Origin of the sequence: Exiguobacterium sp. SH0S2 (assembly GCF_004337185.1) — a bacterium.
GTDB classification, from domain to species: domain Bacteria; phylum Bacillota; class Bacilli; order Exiguobacteriales; family Exiguobacteriaceae; genus Exiguobacterium; species Exiguobacterium aurantiacum_A.
The window spans coordinates 198792-216759 of record NZ_SJVB01000002.1; the positions used below are offsets into that span (position 1 = coordinate 198792).

Sequence of the window (17968 nt, forward strand, 5' to 3'; positions counted from 1 at the left end):
GAGGGATTCACATGACAAAAATCTTCTTAGCCGTTGACGGATCGGACCATTCGATGCGCGCGACCGCGAAAGCGATCGAGCTCGCGAAAGTCTCGAACGCCAAAATCGATGTCGTTCACGTCGTCAGCTCGAAAGAGTCAAAAGAAAGTGCCCTGCAATCAACAGGCAAAATCGACCTGGAGGCGAAACGGATGCAGCGGATGCAACGTTTCTTCTCAGCGATCGAAGCAGCCGGACTCGAGTACGAATATATCGAGCTCCGTGGTGAACCGGACGTCGAGCTCGTCAAGTATGCGAACCATGAACCGTTCGAATACGTCGTCGTCGGCTCGCGCGGCTTGAACACGTTCCAAGAGTTCGTGCTCGGCAGCGTCAGCCATAAGCTCGCCAAACGCGCGCTCGCGCCGGTCGTCATCGTCCGATAATCAGACAGGAAGTGAACCTCAGCGTTCACTTCCTTTTTCTGTATCTCGAATCGACACAATTGCGAATGCGCTTTCATAAAAAATCGCATATACTTGTAGTAGCAAGCGTACAAGAGGAGGCGTTGAAAGAATGGGTAAAATCTTTTTAGCGGCAGATGGCTCGGATCACTCGAGACGAGCTTTAACAAAGGCAATTCAACTCGCCAAAGCATCAGACGCATCGATTGATATCGTTCACGTCGTCAGTGCGAAAGAATCGAAAGAGGCCGCGCTCAACTCGACCGGCAAGATCGATCTCGAGACGAAACGAAAACGCATGATGCAACCGTTGTTCGATACGATCGAAGCGGAAGGCATCGCCTATGAATACGTCGAACTCCGCGGCGAACCGGACGTCGAGCTCGTCAAATACGCCAATCGCGATCCGTTCGAATACGTCGTCGTCGGCTCGCGCGGCCTCAATACGTTCCAAGAGTTCGTCCTCGGCAGCGTCAGCCACAAACTCGCCAAACGGGCGCAAGCACCCGTCATCATCGTCAAATAAGCCATCCCCTTTCTCGACTCGAGAAAGGGATTTTTTGTGTCTTATACAGGAACAACGTCCTATGTGTGGAATCAAATAGTGTATGTACAACTAACTAAGGAGGCAAGCTTTCATGGAGATTGTCAACGACCCGAGCACGTTACTTTTAATTTTACTGCCTTTATTGTTACTGCAACTGATCCTCCTCGTCGTCGCCATGATCGATTTATTCAAGCGGCCTGAAACGAACGGACCGAAATGGGTGTGGCTCCTCGTCATCGTCTTTATCAACATCCTCGGTCCGATCGTCTATTTCCTCTGGGGACGGACAAAACAATGAATGCGAGCCATCTCACCAAACGATTCGGCACGTTCACCGCGCTCGATGACGTCAGCTTCTCGCTGCGCCCGGGCTGCACGTCGCTCCTCGGCGAGAACGGGGCCGGCAAGACGACGCTCCTCAACATGATCGCCCGTGTGACGACGCCGACGTCCGGACAGATCGAGGGTCACGACACAATCCGGGTCGGTTATTTACCGCAACGGCCGGCGCTTTACCCTTCCCTCACACCGGTCGAGACGATTAAATATGCGGCCGACTTGACGGGCACGACCGGCGTCGACGCCTTGAACCTCTTAAAACGCGTCGGCTTAGAACCGGTCGACCGCCCGGCGGCGCACTTGTCAGGCGGGATGCGGCAACGGCTCGGCATCGCCCAAGCGCTCGTCCATGACCCGGAACTATTGTTGCTCGATGAACCGGTGTCGGCGCTCGACCCGCGCGGCCGCCGGGAAGTGCTCGATCTCTTGAGCGACTTGAAGCGCGAGCGGATGATTCTCTATTCGACGCACGTGCTCCCTGACGCCGAGGAGGCGAGCGACTGGGTGCTCCTGCTTCGGCAAGGACGCCTGCTCATGGAAGGCACCGTCACCGATTTGCTCGGGGCCAAATCGTCCATCCAACTTCGCCTGTTCGATGACATGACGACGGAAGGCGATTGGAGCGCGCTTGCGGGTGTCGTCCGTGTCTCGCGGACGGGGACGACATGGACGTTCGAGACGTCCGATAAAACGATGTCCGAGCGGGCGATTCTGCAACGCGTCCTCGCCCAAGGACTGATGATCCAATCGTTCCACGTCGGTCATCCGTCGCTCGAATCACTGTTTTTGGAGGTGAACGCTTAATGAGGACGGCCATTTTTAAACAAGAATGGAAAGAATCGTGGCGCAATAAACGGCTCGTTTGGGTGCCGGTCGCTCTGATGTTGCTCGCGGCGATGCAGCCGCTCACGCTCTACTTCTTACCAGACATTTTAGCGTCAGGCGGTAACTTGCCGGACGGGACCGTCATCGAGATCCCGACGCCGACACCGGCCGAAGTACTCTTATCAGTCAGTGAGCAGCTGCGACAGATCGGCCTGCTCGTCGTCCTGCTGTCGGCGATGCATACGTTCAGCCAAGAACGTACACTCGGTACGCTCGCTTGGCTCAAGTCGCTCAACATTCCAGCTTCTCGCATCGTCATGAGTAAATGGGCACACTACACGTTACTTTCCGCTGTTTCCATCTTGCTCGCCCAAGGCACAGCCGCCTATTATACGGTCATCTTGTTCGACTCGTTCGATGTGACGGACTTTCTCATTTCCACGGGTCTATTGATCGTCCATTTCGTCGTGCAGCTGTCGATCTTCTTCTTATTCGCCGCGCTGCTCGAGAGCGGACTCGTCGCCCTCGTCATCACACTCGGTGTCCACTTCGTCTTATCGCTCCTGCTCAGTTGGATCGATTGGGACTGGATGCCTTGGAACCTTGGCGGATTGTCGGGCGAGGCGCTCATCCAAAGCGTCAATTTCGCTTGGCCGCTCGTCACTAGCATTGTCTTGATCGGACTAGTGTTGTTCGTCGCGTCCAAGCGCTTATTATTTTTGAGTCGAACGTCCTGATTATTCAATTTTGTAAAATAGGTCTTTCGTCGATGCGTGTGTCTTTAATTTTCAACGTATAATAGAGTTACAAATTCAGACAATTTTGTATATTGAATACGGGGGAAATTGAATGAAATCGAGCTATTGGTTTACAGGAACGGTACTTGCCGTCAGTTTGTTTGCCCTACCGAGTATCGGGCACGCCGAAGCCGGGTTTCAGATGACAGCAAACGGAACGGTCTATACGACGGCCGATGGGACGACGTTGACCGGTTGGCAAGAAATCGAAGGCAAGACGTACTACTTTGATGCGTTCGGTGTCATGGTGACGGGCTGGCAGACGATTGACGACTCGATCTATTATTTCGAAGCGAACGGTGTCCGAGTCACAGGACTTTATCCACTTGATGGCGCTACATATTTGTTCGCTGCTGACGGGAAGCGTTTGACCGGCTGGCAACAGCTCGAAAACAACGTTCATTACTTCAAGTCAGATGGGACGATGGCGCTCGGTTTCATGACGATTGACGGGAAACACTATTACTTTTCGCCTAACGGACAGCGTTTGAGCGGTTGGCAAACCATCAATGGTGCCAAGCATTACATCTTCACAGACGGAACAATCCGAACCGGTACATATACGATTTCCGGGAAAAAATATTTATTGCTGAAAGATGGAAAGATGGCGACCGGCTGGCAACAAGTCGGGACACGCCATTACTACTTCGGCTCGGACGGCGCCAGAAGGCATGGCTTGCAGAAAGTCGGCACGACTGTATACGGGTTCCATGAGACATACGGCTACCGGCTTCAAGGCGTGCAAAAAGTCGCCGCCCGCTATTATTACTTCGGTACGGACGGGAAACGCCGCTACGGACTTCAGACGATTCAAGGTAAAGTTTACGGATTCCATCCCGTCTATGGCTATCGTCTCCAAGGAAAGCACAAGATCGGTTCATACTATTACCACTTCCACTCGACCGGTGTCCGCGAGACCGGTTGGAAGTATACGACACAGTACGAGTATTATGCACCGACGTTGACGAAGAAAACCGATTGGCAAGCGATCAGCGGCAAATGGTATTACTTCGATGCATCCGGTGTCATGTACAAAAACAAAAAAGTCGGCAACGCTTCGTTCGACGCGAGAGGCGCCTACAGCAATCCCCTCTCCGTCTACAAGATGAGCGTGCCGCTCTACCGCCAGTTCCCGATGGGGTATCCGTCCGGATGCGAGTTCTTCTCGCTCAAGATGGCGCTCGAGAAGAAGGGCCGCGTCGTCAGCGCCGAGACGCTCTATCGCGAGATGCCGAAAAGCATGTGGAACGCCCGCTACGAGAACCGGCTCTATCGCTGGGTCGACCCGAACGTCATGTTCACCGGTGACCCGAAAGGCACGCTCAGTAAATATCGTAACTATGGCATTTACCCGAAAGGCATGATCAACTTCTCGAGTAAGTACCGTCCGGTCAAGGATCTTTCGGGCCAAGGCCTCGCCTCGATCGAGCGCGAACTGTCGCTCGGCAACCCGGTCATCGTCTGGGCAAGCGTCGACTTTAAACAACCGTACGGCTACTTCAATTGGTATACCGCCTCGAACCAAAAATTCACCGGATTCACCAACTACCACGTCATGCTCGCGACGGGCTATGACAAAAACAACCTGTACATTAACGACCCGTACCGCGGTCGCCTCACTATCCCGAAAACCCAAGTCAGCTCTGTCATGGGTGCGACCGGATGGAAAGCACTCGCTGTCCGTTGATTCATGAGCCACCGAGAAATCGGTGGCTTTTTTTAGGTATAACGAATCAAATTAAGAAATCGAATTTCCTATTTATAACTAATATTATTGAATTAAAAATACAAAGTGCTACACTCTGGATAATAGTTAAAGCGCTTACATTTTCTAAAGGAGGAACTCTTATGAAGAAATGGATTGGTGGCCTCGCTGCCCTGACGCTCGTCACATCGTCTGTCGTCTTGCTCGACGCCGATGCCAAGTCTAAACCGAAGAAACCGAAAGTCGAGCTCGGGGTCGACCGGTTGAGGGACGACCCGGAACTGCTCGCCGGTAAACGCGTCGGGCTGATCACGAACCCGACCGGTGTCGATGCCAACATGACGAGCATCGTCGACTTGTTCCACAACTCCGACGACTTTGAACTCACGGCACTGTACGGACCGGAGCACGGTGTCCGTGGTGATGCCCAGGCCGGCTCGACGATCAGCTCGTATATCGACGACGTGACCGGTCTTCCGGTGTATAGCCTGTACGGGGCAACGAAAAAACCGACGCCTGAGATGCTCAAAGACGTCGACGTGCTCGTCTTCGATATTCAAGACGTCGGCACCCGTTACTACACGTACATCTACACGATGGCGTACGCGATGGAAGCTGCGGCCGAGAACGACATCCCGTTCGTCGTCCTCGACCGGCCGAACCCGCAAGGCGGCCTCCGCGTCGAAGGACCGGTGCTCGATCCGGCTTATTCAAGCTTCATCGGTTTGTACCCGATCCCGCTCAAACACGGCATGACCGTCGGCGAACTCGCTCGCCTGTTCAACCGTGAATACCAACTTCAAGCTGACCTCGAAGTCGTCAAGATGAAAGGCTGGAAACGCTCGATGCTGTACGAAGATACAGGCCTCCCGTTCGTCATGCCGTCACCGAACATGCCGACGACCGACACGGTCAACGTCTATCCGGCGACCGGACTGTTCGAAGGAACGAACCTGTCCGAAGGGCGCGGCACGACGAAACCGTTTGAATTGATCGGCGCCCCGTACATCAACGCGCACGAGTACGCCAAGAGGCTGAACGCGCTCGACCTTTCAGGTGTCACGTTCCGCGCCGCCTCGTTCACACCGACGTTCTCGAAGAATGCGGGCAAGCTATCGCATGGCGTCGAAGTGTACGTCACCGAACCGACGAAGTTCGAAGCGGTCAAGACCGGCATCGCCATGTTGAAAGTGGCGCACGACTTGTACCCGGACGACTTCGAGTTCCTCGCGAACGACTTCATTACGAAGCTGACCGGAAACGCCTACTTGAAGGACATGATCCTCGACGGAGAGTCGCTTGAGGCGATCATGGATAAAGTCGACGCCGAGCGCGACGCGTTCTTACCGATTCGTAAAGATTATCTTCTGTATAAATGAAACGAAGGCAGGCTCTTTTGAGTCTGCCCTTATTTGTAATCCAATGGTAATACCCACTATTGCCCTATTCAATATATTATATGGTTATATTATCGGAAAAGGAGACTTCCCTCTTGAAAAAACCAACTACCATCCTCGTATCAAGCGCACTCGCCGCGGCGCTCACGTTCACCCCGTCGACGGCTTCGCTCCCGCTCGAACAGGCCACCGTCCAAGCGGCGTATACAGAAACAGCAATCAACACGAAAGGTTCGGTCACGGGCATCAGCCAGCTCCCGGTCCGCAAAACGCCGTCGCTTTCAGCAGCACGACTCGGCTCAATCAAGCGTTACGGCACGATGACCATCCGGACGTCGTTCACCGTCGGCGGATCAAAGTGGTACAAGATTAAATGGGGGGCTGGCGTCGCCTACGTCCCGGCCGCTTACGTCAAACTATCGACGGCGGAAGTCGCGTTCAAGAAAACGGCTTACGTCGCCCCGTCGAGCGTCTATTTGAAATCACGACCGCTCACGACGTCTTCGAACGTCGCTTTCCTCCGCCAAGGTGTAAAGCTCGAGACGAGCTCGTACCGTTATACCGGCTCGACACGTTGGTATAAGGCGACGAGTGGTACGAAGACCGGTTACATCATGGCGAAACACGTCACGTTCACCGCTCCCGCGAGCGGCGTCTTGAGCGAGACGAACAAAGAGCGCCAAGCGGCTGGCCTGACAACGCTCGCCGCCTCGAGCGAAGCGAACCGCGTCGCCCAAGTCCGGGCCGATGAGATGGCACGGACCGGTCAATTCTCGCACCAACTCCGTGAGAACGGCAGCCCGGGTGACACGCTCGACGCCTACAACGTCAGCTATCGTGGCTGGGGCGAGAATATTTATATGGGGTCGAGTGACCCTGGCCAAGCGGTCGACGCTTGGATGAACTCGAGCGGGCACCGCGCCAACATCTTGAACGGCCGCTTCACGCATCTCGGGGTCGGCACAGCGAAAAACGCACAAGGCTCGACGATTCATGTCCAAGTGTTTTTGACGAAATGAAAAATGGAGGATCGCCCCATGGCGGTCCTCCATTTTGATTAGCGGCGCTCGTCTTTCAAGCTTTCGAGATTTTGTTGGGCTTGGCCCGTCTTCTCTTTTGCCGTACCTTTGACTTGATCCTTTTGACCTTCACGTTTGAGCGACTGGTTGTCCGACGATTTGCCGACTGCTTCTTTCGCTTTTCCGGCCGCTTTATCGATGAATCCGTCGACTTTTTTGTTTAGTCCGTCTTTCATATGAATCTCCTCCTCGTGGTATCGTGTCTAAACAATGTACCACTCTGAAGAAAACTCAAACATAGTGCTCTTTGACGAGCACACGAAACCGCGGCCGGACGGTCAGCTCGATCGTCGTCACGGTCCGAGTCCGGTCCTCGGTCATGACGATTAAAAGCTCCCCATGGTCGCGCCGGTCTTCGAGCACTTCGACTTTGCTGACGGTGCGGAGCAGTTGATAGTAGAGCAGTTCGCCCGTCTCGCCTTTGACGTTCACCTCGAACTCGTGGTAGCTCGGGGAGACTTTAAAATAGAACGACTCTTTCCCGTTCGTGAAGCGGAACACCGACTCGTCATAATAAAACGGGAGCGTCGCATCCATCCGCTTCGGCTCGACCGTGCAAAATAACGCCCACGCCATCTCGTCAGGAAATTTTTCACCCGCTTCTCCTTTGTTGAACTGCCACCCTTTCATACTCAATCCCTACTTCCCTCTTTTTATAATTGTCTGAATAATCGGACTATAACAAATTGATTCGCCAACACGTTCAAAATCCCTGCAAACGGGAACAAATCTCTGTATGCTCTTTTTCTGTCCGTCCATCTGAAAGGGGTTGCGTCCACGTGTCCATCATCGCACTCGACCATGTCACGAAGCGTTTCGGGGAGACAATCGCCTTGAACGACTTCTCGCTCCACGTCGAAGCAGGCGAACTGTTCGGTCTGCTCGGTCCGAACGGGGCCGGCAAGACGACCGCCATCTCCGTCATGCTCAACCTATATCCTGCCGACAGTGGTACGATCCGTATCTTTGACCGCGTCATGCCGAAAGACGAACAGGCGATCAAGCAACGCGTCGGCATCGTCCCGCAGCACGTTTCCGTCTATGACCAGCTGACCGTGTTCGAGAACATCCAATTTTTCGCCGAACTTTATGGCTTCAAGCCGGCCGAGGCGAAACAAAAGACCGAGGCCGCCCTCGACTTCGTCGAGCTGACCGCTCACCAAAAGAAACGTCCGCCGGAACTGTCCGGAGGGCTGCTGCGTCGTTTAAATATCGCCTGCGGCATCGTCCATGAACCGGAGCTCATCTTTATGGACGAACCGACCGTCGCCATCGACCCGCAGTCGCGGAACACGATCCTCGAGAACATCCGTGAGTTGAACCGGCGCGGGGCGACGATCATCTATACGTCCCACTACATGGAGGAAGTCGAGATGCTGTGCGACCGCGTCGCCATCGTCGACGAAGGGAAGATCATCGCCGAAGGGACGCAAGACGAGTTGAAAGACCAAGTCATGACGCTCGAGACGGCCCGCATCAAAGTTGATGCCTTGACGCCAGGGCTCATCGAACGGCTCGGCGCACTCAGTCAAGTAAAGAAAGTCGAGTATCATGAGCCGTACATCGAGGTGTCGCTCGAGAAAGACACGCCGCTCGCCCCGCTCCTCGACGTGCTCCACGACGCGAAGGTCCGGTTCACGTCGATCACTGTCGACCGCCCGTCCTTGAATACCGTCTTCCTGGCCTTGACCGGCAAGACGCTAAGGGAGTGACGGTCATGAAGACGTGGACGTTCATCAAATACGATGTCAAACAACAACTGCGCGACCGCTCGACCTTGTTTTGGATGTTGCTGTTCCCGATCATCCTCATCTTCGGGCTCGGCACGATGCTGTCTGCCATTTTCAGTAACGACTTCTCACTCCCGGTCACAGACGTCGCTTATGTCGAGCAGTCGACCGACGACTATCGCGTCCCGCTCGAGACGTTCCTCGCCGACGATGACATCAAGGCGTTCGTCAACCTCGTCCCGTACGACAGCGTCGCCGCTGCCGAACGTGGCGTCAACGACGGCGATGCCGACGTCATCTTGCACCTCGACGGGTCGAACGTGCGTCTCTTGTATGAAGAACCGACGACGATCGAGTTCGATGTGCTCGAGGCGGTCATCCGGCAATATACCGACGTCGCCAATCAACAGATCATGCTCGCCGAGTCAGGCGTCGCCGTCCCGTTCGAGCCGGAGACGTTCATCGACAGCGAGAGCGTCGACTTGTCGGGCCGCACCCCGACCTCGCTCGAATACTTCACGGTCACGATTTCGATCATGACCGCCTTATTCGGCGCCTTCTATATCACGGGCATGCTCAGTGAGGAACAGCCGATGAAAGGCAGCTATCTCCGGATCCAGGCCGCTCCGGTCAAGACAATCGACTACCGGCTCGCTCGCACGTTCAGCCGTTACGTGCTCATCTTCCTGCAGCTCGTGCTCGTCTTTTGGTTCAGCCATTTCGTCTACCGAAGCTTCTCGCTCGACTACGTCCACTTCGGACTGTTGTTTCTCGCCTGGGTCGCACTTGCCCTTTACGGCACCGCGTTCGGATTTATAATCGCCAGTCTGCCTCGCGTCACGCGAAGTACGAAAGACGCGATCGTCAACGGTAGCGTCGCCATCATCATGATCCTCTCCGGGGGCTACGTCCCCGGATTCGACCAAGTGACGCTGAGCGTCGCACCGTGGGCGAAGTACGTGTTCATGCCGATCTTTATGCGCGACGGCATCCTCCAAGTGCTGCTCCGGGGCGGGGACGTCACCTTGTTTTGGCAAGGTCTCGGTTGGCTCGCCCTGCACGTCGCCGTCTTCACCGTAATCAGCCTGCTGTTATGGAAAGGAGTGAGCCGCCGTGGTCTTGTTTAGGCATGTCGCTAAACGGATGCTCCGAAGAAAAGGGTTATGGGTGTTCACGTTCGTATCCGTGTTCGGATTCGCCCTCGTCCTGTCGTTCCTCAACTCGACGTCTGCTTTGAACGTCTCGATCGGTATTCTCGACCGTGACGGCGGCTCGTTGTCGGGCCGGGTCATCGAAGAGGCGGGCCGGTTCGGTTCGGTGACACCGCTTGAGACGGACGAGGCCGACGAGGCGCTGCTCGAAGGACAAGATATCGTCTTAACTATCCCGGACGGTTTTACGGAAGACTTGTTCGCCGGCGACATTCCGCGGCTCTCGTTCAGCGCGACCGAAGGGAGTGACGCCGCCTTGATCGAACAGGCGCTCAACTCCCACCTTTCCCGCGAGCGGCAACTGCTCGCGGCGAGTGAGTTTGACGAAGGGCGATTCCTCGAGTTGGCGGAAGCGGAGACAATGAACGGTTACACGCTCTCGAGCGAGCCGTTCCAAGAAAGTGTCGGCACGACCGCGCGGACACAGGCGTTCCTCGGGCTGTTGTCGTTCGTCATGATGTCGGCGTTCCTCCAGTTCATTCCGCTTTTTGTCGCCGACGACCGGGATGAATTGATTTACTCGCGCTTGTTCGCGGCACCGGTCACGCCGCGCCGCTACGTCGGGTCGCTGTTTTTATCATTTTGCGCCGTCGGGCTCATCTACGTGCTCATGCTGCTCGTCTTTAGCGCCGTCCTCTATCGGCAAGACATCATCGCTCACCTCCCCGTGCTCACGTTGTTGTTCACCGTCTATTTGTTCGTCTGTCTCGCAATCGGTTCACTCATCGCGGTCCTCGCGACGAATCGGGACAAGGCAAACATTTGGCAGACGTCGGTCACGATGGCCGCCGCCATCACCGGGGGCGCCTTTATCAGCTTGACGTGGCTCCCGGAGTCGCTCCAGCTCGTCGGACGCTTCTTGCCAACCTATTGGTTCAATAGCGGGGTCGCCGACATGTATGACGATCGGTTCCCGACGCTCTCTGTCCTCGTCATGGTCGGTATGGCGCTCATCGTGTTCGCGGCGACCGTCTTCGCGTTGAAAAAACGACCGCTCACATGACACAAAAACGGCGAGACACTCATCAGAGCGTCTCGCCTTTTAGCGTTGTAACGTCGGAACAATCTTTTGGAAGAACACCTCGACGAGCACAGGGTCGAACTGACGACCTGCCTCTTGTTCGATGACGGCGAGCGCCTCGGCGAGCGTCTTCGCTTGGCGGTACGGTCGGCCCGTCATCATGACGTCGAACGTGTCGGCGAGCGCGATGATCCGGGAGGCGAGCGGAATATCAAATCCGCTTATGCCGTTTGGATAACCGTTCCCGTCCCAACGCTCATGGTGCGACAGCACAATCTCTGACAGCGTCCCGTACTCAGGGACAGTGCTCAAAATATTGTAACTCACCTCGGGATGACGTTTGATCTCGCGCCACTCAGCTTCGGTCAAAGCACCCGTTTTGTCGAGAATCTCATTACTGATCGCGACCTTGCCGATATCGTGCAAGATGGCGGCCGTCTTCAACTCGTTCACGTCACTGCTCGTCAAGTTCATCGCCTCGCCAAGCTGACCTGATAGCTCGGCGACACGCTGCGAGTGCGCCTCTTCGCGCGGGATTTTCTCATACAGCGTCCGCATAATCAATTGAATCGAAGAATGGCGGCGGCTCTGCTTCTCGGACACTTTATGATGGTACATCTGGTCTTCAGCCAAATTGAACACGTCCATGATCGACAGTGCGCCGTCGGTTTTGACCGCTTCTCCAAACGATGCCGAGATCGGCAACCCTTCAATCGATTTTTCAAGGAATAAACGGCTCAATCGATTGGACAACTGCTGCGCATCAGATAACGACGTATTCGGCAAGATGATCACGAATTCGTCACCGCCGATCCGGGCGACCGTATCGACACCGCTGATTTCACGCTTCAAAATATTCGTCGCTTCGATCAAGAGACGGTCTCCGACCAGGTGGCCGAACGCGTCATTCGTCAGTTTCAGGCCGTTGATGTCGACGACGATGAGGGCGAGCGGGTAATAGCCCGGCTCGTCGAACGTGACGAGCGCCTCGTCGAAGTAGCGGCGGTTTTTCACCCCGGTCAACTGGTCGTGATAGCTCAAATACTCGATTTCCATCTCGTACGTCTTCTTCTCGGTCACATCCCCGATGTATCCGTGCCAGAGCACGTGCCCCTCGGCGAGCTTCTCGGGACGGGATGACCCGAGGATCCACTTCGTCCGCCCGTCCGGCGTATACACCCGGAACTCGGCGTCCCAAATCGTCAAGCTACGATATGACTCTTGGATGCTCGCCATCACTTGCGGATAATCGTCCGGATGGATTTTTGAGAAGACGAGATTCGCATCCCGTTTCACCTCGTCCGCCGTGACCCCGGTCAACACTTCAAAGCCACGGCTGAAGAACGGGAAGTAGAACGACCCGTCCGGCCGGAGCTCGAACTGGTAGATGGCGCCAGGGACCTGGTCGGACAACTTTGTCAGCAGACGGTCGCGCTCAGCGAGTTCCTCTTCGAGCTGGACGCGTTCGGTCACGTCCTTGGCGACGGCGTAGATGTAGTTGCCTTGGACTTTGCAATGCCATTCGATCGAGCGGTAATCCCCATCGATCGTCCGGAAGCGGTTGACGAACCGGAACAGTTCACGCGCCGTATCGAGCTCACTAAAGGCCGCTTCGGTCTTCACCTGATCGTCAGGATGGACGAGCCCGATGAAGTCCATGTTCTCGAGTGACTCGATTGGGAAGCCGAGCACACGCTCCCACGCCTTATTCAAATGCAGTACGTCTCGCGTCGTCAATGACATGATGCACTCGAGGTCAACGGTGGCGAACCCTTCAAACATCGATTCTTTCGCCTCACCGACTTGACGGTCGACTTTCGTCATCTGTTCGAGGATATGGACGATGTACAGCTCGACGAGACCGAGACGGTCGGCCCGCTTCTTCCCTTGCATGACAATCGTCAAATCACCGTAAAAGACGCCGTCTTTTTCAATCTTGAACAAGATGACTTGCCCGAGGTCGAAGATGCGTAAAATGTTTTTGACGAGCCGTTTCGGCAACACCCCGTCCATGAGTGGTTCGATCTCGTCCAAGATGATCGGACTAGGCAACTCCAACAGCTCGATGCGTTTCCGGCTCATCGGCCATTTCTTGCCGACCGGGTGGAAGCCGAGGACATCCAAGCTGCGTTCGAGCAGCTCGTCGATTCCAGAGATCGCGACCGTCGAGTACGTTTGTCCATCGTCATTCACCAAGTTGAGCGTCACCGCTTTCGCACCGGTGAAGTCCCGGATCTGGTCAAGGAAATGTTGGTTCATCAACAGTTCCCGGCCCGTGGCGACGAAGCGATGCGACACGTTGACGAGTTGTTTCAAGGCGTTGTTCTCTTGGACGTGCGGGGTGATGTCATGGAACAAGGTCGAGACGTAACCTGGTCGTTCGCTGAAGACGGACAGTTCATACCACGCTTTGTTCCGGCGCGAGAAGTGTTCGAACTTGATCGTCTCGCCGTTGTTCACCGCTCGCGCGACTTGAACGATCCATTCGCGTTCGCTGTATTCAAAGTCTTTCAACTGCTTGGTGATGCGTCCGCCGAGAAACTGCTTGCGCTTCGCCTTCATCATCTTTTCGAACGCTTCGTTCACTTCGACAAACTCATAATCGACCGGCTCCCCGGCACCGTCGAAGATGACTTTGAATTCGACGTAGCCTTGGGGCATATGGCGCAACAAAGATCTGTAATGGGTGCTGTCTCGTTCTGTCACGTCATTTCCTCCTACGCTGTTTTTCTACATTTTAGTTTACCTCATTTTCGATGAATTCCCTATATTTTCCGAATCAATTCCTCCCAATGTGCACACATTAAGTTTTTGTAAATCCCACCTCACAGGTTGCACGGTTCGCTCCCCGTTGTTAGTATGATTACGAAACCCGATATCGAAAATCGATTTCAAGGAGATGAAGCAAGTGGAAGACCGCGTCCTTCGTAAGCTGTTTCTTGGTTTTATTCATATCCACATCTTGCACCATGCGTCCGAACACCCGGTTTATGGGGCGTGGATGGTCGAAGAGCTGCGCGAGCACGGTTACGCGATCAGTGCCGGGACGCTCTATCCGATCCTGCACGGCATGGAACAAGACGGCCTGCTCACTCGGACGAACGAGTTGGTCGACGGTCATATCCGCAAGAACTATACGACGACCGAAAAAGGGCTCGTCGTCTTGGCCGAAGCCCGTCAAAAAGCGCACGAACTATTCAAAGAGATCAAGGAGTGAAACCAATGGCCAATCAACGTGTGACGTTCAAGACGTTACTGGAGATTTTATTCGTATCAACCCGGCTCGGCTTGACATCGTTCGGCGGACCGGTCGCCCACCTCGGCTACTTCCATGAGGAATACGTAAGGCGTCGGAAATGGATGGACGAGCGAACGTATGCCGACCTCGTCGCCCTCTGTCAGTTCTTACCTGGCCCTGCGAGCAGTCAAGTCGGGATCGGCATCGGCATCGTCCGTGGCGGTATCCTCGGCGGTATCACCTCGTTCATCGGCTTCACGGCACCATCCGTCATCGCCCTCATCTTGTTCGCCCTTTTAGTCTCAGGACTCGACGTCTCGGACGCGGGCTGGCTGTATGGCTTGAAAGTCGTCGCCGTCGCCATCGTCGCCCACGCCATTCTCGGTATGGCCGGCAAACTGACACCGGACGCAAAGACGCGGACGATCGCCTTCTTCGCGCTCGCCGGTGTGCTCCTCTGGCAGACGACGTATAGCCAAGTGCTCGTCATCCTCTTCGCCGCGCTCGCCGGATTCTTGCTGTTCAAGCCGCAAAACCTCAACGTCAAGTCGGCCTCGTTCCCGCTCTCGAAACGGCTCGGGGCGACGCTGCTCGGTCTGTTCGGAGCGTTACTCGTCATCTTGCCGCTCTTGCGCGAGACGATAGAAAGCCAGTCGCTCGCCATGTTCGACAGCTTTTACCGGGCCGGTGCCCTCGTCTTCGGTGGTGGTCACGTCGTCTTGCCACTCCTCGAGCGCGAGCTCGTCCCGGCCGGATTCTTGAGCGAAGAGGCGTTCCTCGCCGGCTACGGGGCGGCCCAAGCCGTCCCGGGTCCGCTGTTCACGTTCGCATCGTACCTCGGGACCGTCATCAACGGTGTCCCGGGCGGACTGCTCGCGACGTTCGCCATCTTCTTGCCGGCGTTCCTGCTCATCCTCGGGGCGTTGCCGTTTTGGGACGCACTCCGGCGCAACCCGAAAGTGGCAGGTGCGTTGATCGGTGTCAATGCGGCCGTCGTCGGGATTTTGATCGCCGCGTTCTATCAGCCGATCTTCACGAGCACGGTGAACGGCGCCGTCGACTTCGTCTTCGCCGCCCTCTTGTTCGTCATAATCGCCTACTGGAAACTCCCGCCTTGGGCACTCGTCATCGCTGGCGTCATCGGCGGGACGATTATCGGAATGTTGTAACGTGACTAGGGACTTCGTGTCCCTTTTTTTGTTCCCTGTTATTCTCCACTTCGCAAGCTAAAATGTTAATCATTTGAAACTTTTTCAAGTCTGGCGCTCGCTATACTGGAGTATGGATCCCTTTACAAAAGAGGGAAACGTTCCGCTCGGACTTGAGAAAGGAAGTGGGGTCATGCAGCCCTTACATCATAAAACAACGTATATGCCAGGTCTCGACGGCCTGCGCACGTTCGCCGTTTTCGCAGTCATACTCTTTCATTTGAACGCACCATACATACCCGGCGGCTTCCTTGGCGTCGACTTATTCTTCGTCCTGTCCGGTTATTTAATCACCGGCATCTTACTTCGTGAGCAAGCAATACACGGACGGATCAATTTAAAACGATTCTATGTCGCCCGGTTCCGGCGCCTGTTGCCGGCGCTCGTCTTCATGCTCTCGGTCGTCATGGCGTACGTCACGTTGTTCGAGCGCGGACTGCTCGATACGGTGCGCCAAGATACGCTCGCCGCGCTCGCCTACGTGAACAACTGGTGGTATATCTTCCACGACGTCTCGTACTTCGAGAGTTTCGGCAAGCCGTCACCGCTCCAAAACCTGTGGTCGCTCTCGATCGAGGAGCAGTTCTACTTGGTCTGGCCGCTGCTGTTGATCTTTGGGCTGACCGTGAAGAAACGCTTCCTCCAGCTCACCGGCATCGTCTTACTCGCTTCAACCGTTTGGATGGCAATCAGCTTCACACCCGGGACCGACCCGAGCCGTGTTTATTACGGTACCGACACGCGTCTGTTCGCGCTCCTCATCGGGGCGTTGCTCGCGTTCGGTTGGCGTCCGGATGCGTTCAAGCGCGAGATGCCAGCGCTCGGTCTTCGTATTTTGAACGTCGGTGGCGCCGGAGCGCTCATAACGCTCGTCACGGTCATGATGACAGCGAACGCTTATGATGCGTTCCTCTATTATGGAGGTTTCTTGCTCGTCGCCGTGGCGTCAGGTGTGTTGATTGCCGCGACGGCCCATCCGTCGACGCTCTGGTCCCGTCTGTTTGGAAGCGCTTGGCTTCGGTTGATCGGGACACGGACGTATGGCATCTACTTATGGCACTATCCGGTCATCATCTTGACGACCCCGCTTGAGCGGATCGGTTCGTTCAATCCCCTTCTCGCACTCGGTCAAGCCATGCTCACGCTGCTCATCGCTGAAGCGTCTTACCGCTACGTCGAGACACCGATTCGCCGCGACGGGTTCCGCCATGTCATCCGCAACCTGATCCCGACTCGCAACATCAAACCGGCTCGACTGTTCGCGATCACAACCGCGACGGTCTTGTCATTCGTCCTCGTCGGGAATTTGACGATCCTCGCGTTCACGGATAACTCGGACCGGCAACACGAGCTCCCGGTCGTCAAAGCACCGAAGCCGAAGCCAAAAGAAACGACGACCGAACGGCCGGTCGAGTCATGCCCGCCCGCCCTTGCCATCGGCGACTCGGTCTTGCTCGGCTTGAACGAGTATCTCGGTACCACGTTCCCGAACATGACGATCGACGCCGAAGTCGGCCGCCAAGTCCGTGACGCGCAAGACGTCGCCGCGGGCTATCGTGAATTTGATGCCCCCGGCCATGTCGTCTTCCTCCATCTCGGGACGAACGGAGCTTTCAAGATGGAACAGCTCGACACGTTGATCGGTATGTTTGAATCAGCCGATCACGTGTACGTCATCAATACGCATGTCCCGCGCCCGTGGGAACGCGAAGTGAACGAAAAGCTCAAGCGCGCGAGCGAGCGGCACGATTTCGTCACGCTCATCGACTGGCATGAAGCGTCCGCCGATAAAGCCGACTACTTTGAGAGTGACGGCGTCCATTTGAACATCGATGGCGCCGAGGCGTTCGGAAAGTTGTTGTCTGAAGAGATTGGCTGTCACGACGAACAAGGACTTAGCAACCGCTAAGTCCTTGTTTTCATGGGCGCCACTTCCAGCGCATATAGTTGATCAACAGCTTGATATAGGCGAGCTGTTCACGGATGACATACTTCGCTTTCGCCGCAGCCGGCGTCGGGGCATAGAGCGCGTCCGTCTTGAGCCCAAAGTAGAGCCTCCCGACGAGCCGGGCCCGGCGCACATGGAAGTCGTTCGTCACGACCGTCAGTCCCGTCTCGCCTGCCCACACGTCGCGGCTGAATAAAAAGTTCTCGTACGTCGACGTCGAGTCAGCTTCGATGTGAATGCGCCCCGGGTCGACGCCACGGTCGATCAATTCCCGGGCAATGACGCGCCCCTCGGCCATCCCTTCGTCCGGACCTTGCCCGCCGGAGGCGATTAGTTTGACGTGCGGATATTGGTGCGCATATGTAGCCGCCACGTCGATTCGGTTTCGGAGCGCCCGTGACGGTGCCGTCCCGTTCACTTTCGCCCCTAAGATGAGGACGTACCGGTACGTACCGTCCGCTTGATGTCGTCGCATAGGGG

General features: G+C 55.7%; 18 protein-coding genes. 14 read left to right on the forward strand and 4 right to left on the reverse strand.

All coding sequences use genetic code 11. The features are described 5' to 3' along the window. Nucleotides 1–11 precede the first annotated feature (11 nt). The 8 genes from EVJ21_RS05825 (at nt 12) to EVJ21_RS05860 (ending at nt 7072) form a co-directional block, all read left to right on the forward strand. A complete protein-coding gene (locus EVJ21_RS05825) occupies nt 12–425 on the forward strand; it encodes a universal stress protein (protein WP_131464178.1) in 414 nt (137 codons plus the stop codon). A 130-nt stretch (nt 426–555) separates the two neighbouring features. Continuing rightward, nucleotides 556–969: a universal stress protein gene (locus EVJ21_RS05830; RefSeq protein WP_131438831.1), complete on the forward strand. Its 414-nt coding sequence runs from the start codon at nt 556–558 to the stop codon at nt 967–969. A gap of 112 nt (nt 970–1081) precedes the next feature. Continuing rightward, complete coding sequence (locus tag EVJ21_RS05835) at nt 1082–1288, forward strand: PLD nuclease N-terminal domain-containing protein (protein WP_131438833.1); 207 nt, start codon at nt 1082–1084, stop codon at nt 1286–1288. After that, nucleotides 1285–2133, forward strand: a complete 849-nt coding sequence (locus EVJ21_RS05840) for an ABC transporter ATP-binding protein (protein ID WP_131490081.1) — start codon at nt 1285–1287, stop codon at nt 2131–2133. The genes EVJ21_RS05835 and EVJ21_RS05840 overlap by 4 nt, the downstream gene beginning before the upstream one ends. Continuing rightward, a complete protein-coding gene (locus EVJ21_RS05845; protein ID WP_131490082.1) occupies nt 2133–2891 on the forward strand; it encodes an ABC transporter permease in 759 nt (252 codons plus the stop codon). Before EVJ21_RS05840 ends, EVJ21_RS05845 begins: the two co-directional genes overlap by 1 nt. A gap of 112 nt (nt 2892–3003) precedes the next feature. Continuing rightward, a complete protein-coding gene (locus tag EVJ21_RS05850) occupies nt 3004–4638 on the forward strand; it encodes a C39 family peptidase (RefSeq protein ID WP_131490083.1) in 1635 nt (544 codons plus the stop codon). Between the two features lie 161 nt (nt 4639–4799). Further along, the gene (locus tag EVJ21_RS05855) at nt 4800–6035 is read left to right on the forward strand and encodes an exo-beta-N-acetylmuramidase NamZ family protein (protein ID WP_131490084.1); all 1236 of its coding nucleotides are present in this window, start codon (nt 4800–4802) and stop codon (nt 6033–6035) included. A gap of 113 nt (nt 6036–6148) precedes the next feature. Next, nucleotides 6149–7072, forward strand: coding sequence for a CAP domain-containing protein (locus EVJ21_RS05860; protein ID WP_131490085.1), 924 nt, complete (start codon nt 6149–6151; stop codon nt 7070–7072). A gap of 38 nt (nt 7073–7110) precedes the next feature. Here the strand turns inward: EVJ21_RS05860 and EVJ21_RS05865 are convergent, their stop codons facing one another. Together EVJ21_RS05865 and EVJ21_RS05870 are read right to left on the reverse strand one after the other, a co-directional pair. Further along, nucleotides 7111–7308 carry a CsbD family protein gene (locus EVJ21_RS05865; protein ID WP_071398105.1) on the reverse strand — a complete coding sequence of 66 codons (198 nt, stop codon included), beginning with the start codon at nt 7306–7308 and terminating at the stop codon, nt 7111–7113. A gap of 55 nt (nt 7309–7363) precedes the next feature. Then, a complete protein-coding gene (locus EVJ21_RS05870) occupies nt 7364–7762 on the reverse strand; it encodes a hypothetical protein (protein ID WP_070328546.1) in 399 nt (132 codons plus the stop codon). Between the two features lie 149 nt (nt 7763–7911). Between EVJ21_RS05870 and EVJ21_RS05875 the strand changes: the two genes are divergently transcribed. From EVJ21_RS05875 to EVJ21_RS05885, 3 genes are read left to right on the forward strand one after another with little or no spacing between them, the layout of a single operon-like run. Further along, nucleotides 7912–8844, forward strand: coding sequence for an ABC transporter ATP-binding protein (locus tag EVJ21_RS05875; protein WP_070328545.1), 933 nt, complete (start codon nt 7912–7914; stop codon nt 8842–8844). 5 nt (nt 8845–8849) lie between these two features. Then, nucleotides 8850–9989 (forward strand): ABC transporter permease, encoded by a 1140-nt coding sequence (locus tag EVJ21_RS05880; protein WP_236633337.1) that lies wholly within the window; start codon nt 8850–8852, stop codon nt 9987–9989. Continuing rightward, the gene (locus EVJ21_RS05885) at nt 9976–11076 is read left to right on the forward strand and encodes an ABC transporter permease (RefSeq protein ID WP_070328543.1); all 1101 of its coding nucleotides are present in this window, start codon (nt 9976–9978) and stop codon (nt 11074–11076) included. Before EVJ21_RS05880 ends, EVJ21_RS05885 begins: the two co-directional genes overlap by 14 nt. 39 nt (nt 11077–11115) lie before the next feature. Here the strand turns inward: EVJ21_RS05885 and EVJ21_RS05890 are convergent, their stop codons facing one another. Then, nucleotides 11116–13800: an HD domain-containing phosphohydrolase gene (locus EVJ21_RS05890; protein WP_236633336.1), complete on the reverse strand. Its 2685-nt coding sequence runs from the start codon at nt 13798–13800 to the stop codon at nt 11116–11118. Between the two features lie 202 nt (nt 13801–14002). Here EVJ21_RS05890 and EVJ21_RS05895 point away from each other — a divergent pair, with 202 nt between their 5' ends. The 3 genes from EVJ21_RS05895 to EVJ21_RS05905 all read left to right on the forward strand — a co-directional run bounded on the left by EVJ21_RS05895 (nt 14003) and on the right by EVJ21_RS05905 (nt 17449). Beyond that, the gene (locus EVJ21_RS05895; RefSeq protein ID WP_131490335.1) at nt 14003–14311 is read left to right on the forward strand and encodes a PadR family transcriptional regulator; all 309 of its coding nucleotides are present in this window, start codon (nt 14003–14005) and stop codon (nt 14309–14311) included. Between the two features lie 5 nt (nt 14312–14316). Then, nucleotides 14317–15501: a chromate efflux transporter gene (chrA, locus tag EVJ21_RS05900; protein WP_131490087.1), complete on the forward strand. Its 1185-nt coding sequence runs from the start codon at nt 14317–14319 to the stop codon at nt 15499–15501. Between the two features lie 172 nt (nt 15502–15673). Continuing rightward, the gene (locus tag EVJ21_RS05905; protein WP_131490088.1) at nt 15674–17449 is read left to right on the forward strand and encodes an acyltransferase family protein; all 1776 of its coding nucleotides are present in this window, start codon (nt 15674–15676) and stop codon (nt 17447–17449) included. A gap of 10 nt (nt 17450–17459) precedes the next feature. Here the strand turns inward: EVJ21_RS05905 and EVJ21_RS05910 are convergent, their stop codons facing one another. After that, complete coding sequence (locus EVJ21_RS05910) at nt 17460–17963, reverse strand: YdcF family protein (RefSeq protein ID WP_131464196.1); 504 nt, start codon at nt 17961–17963, stop codon at nt 17460–17462. Nucleotides 17964–17968 lie beyond the last annotated feature (5 nt).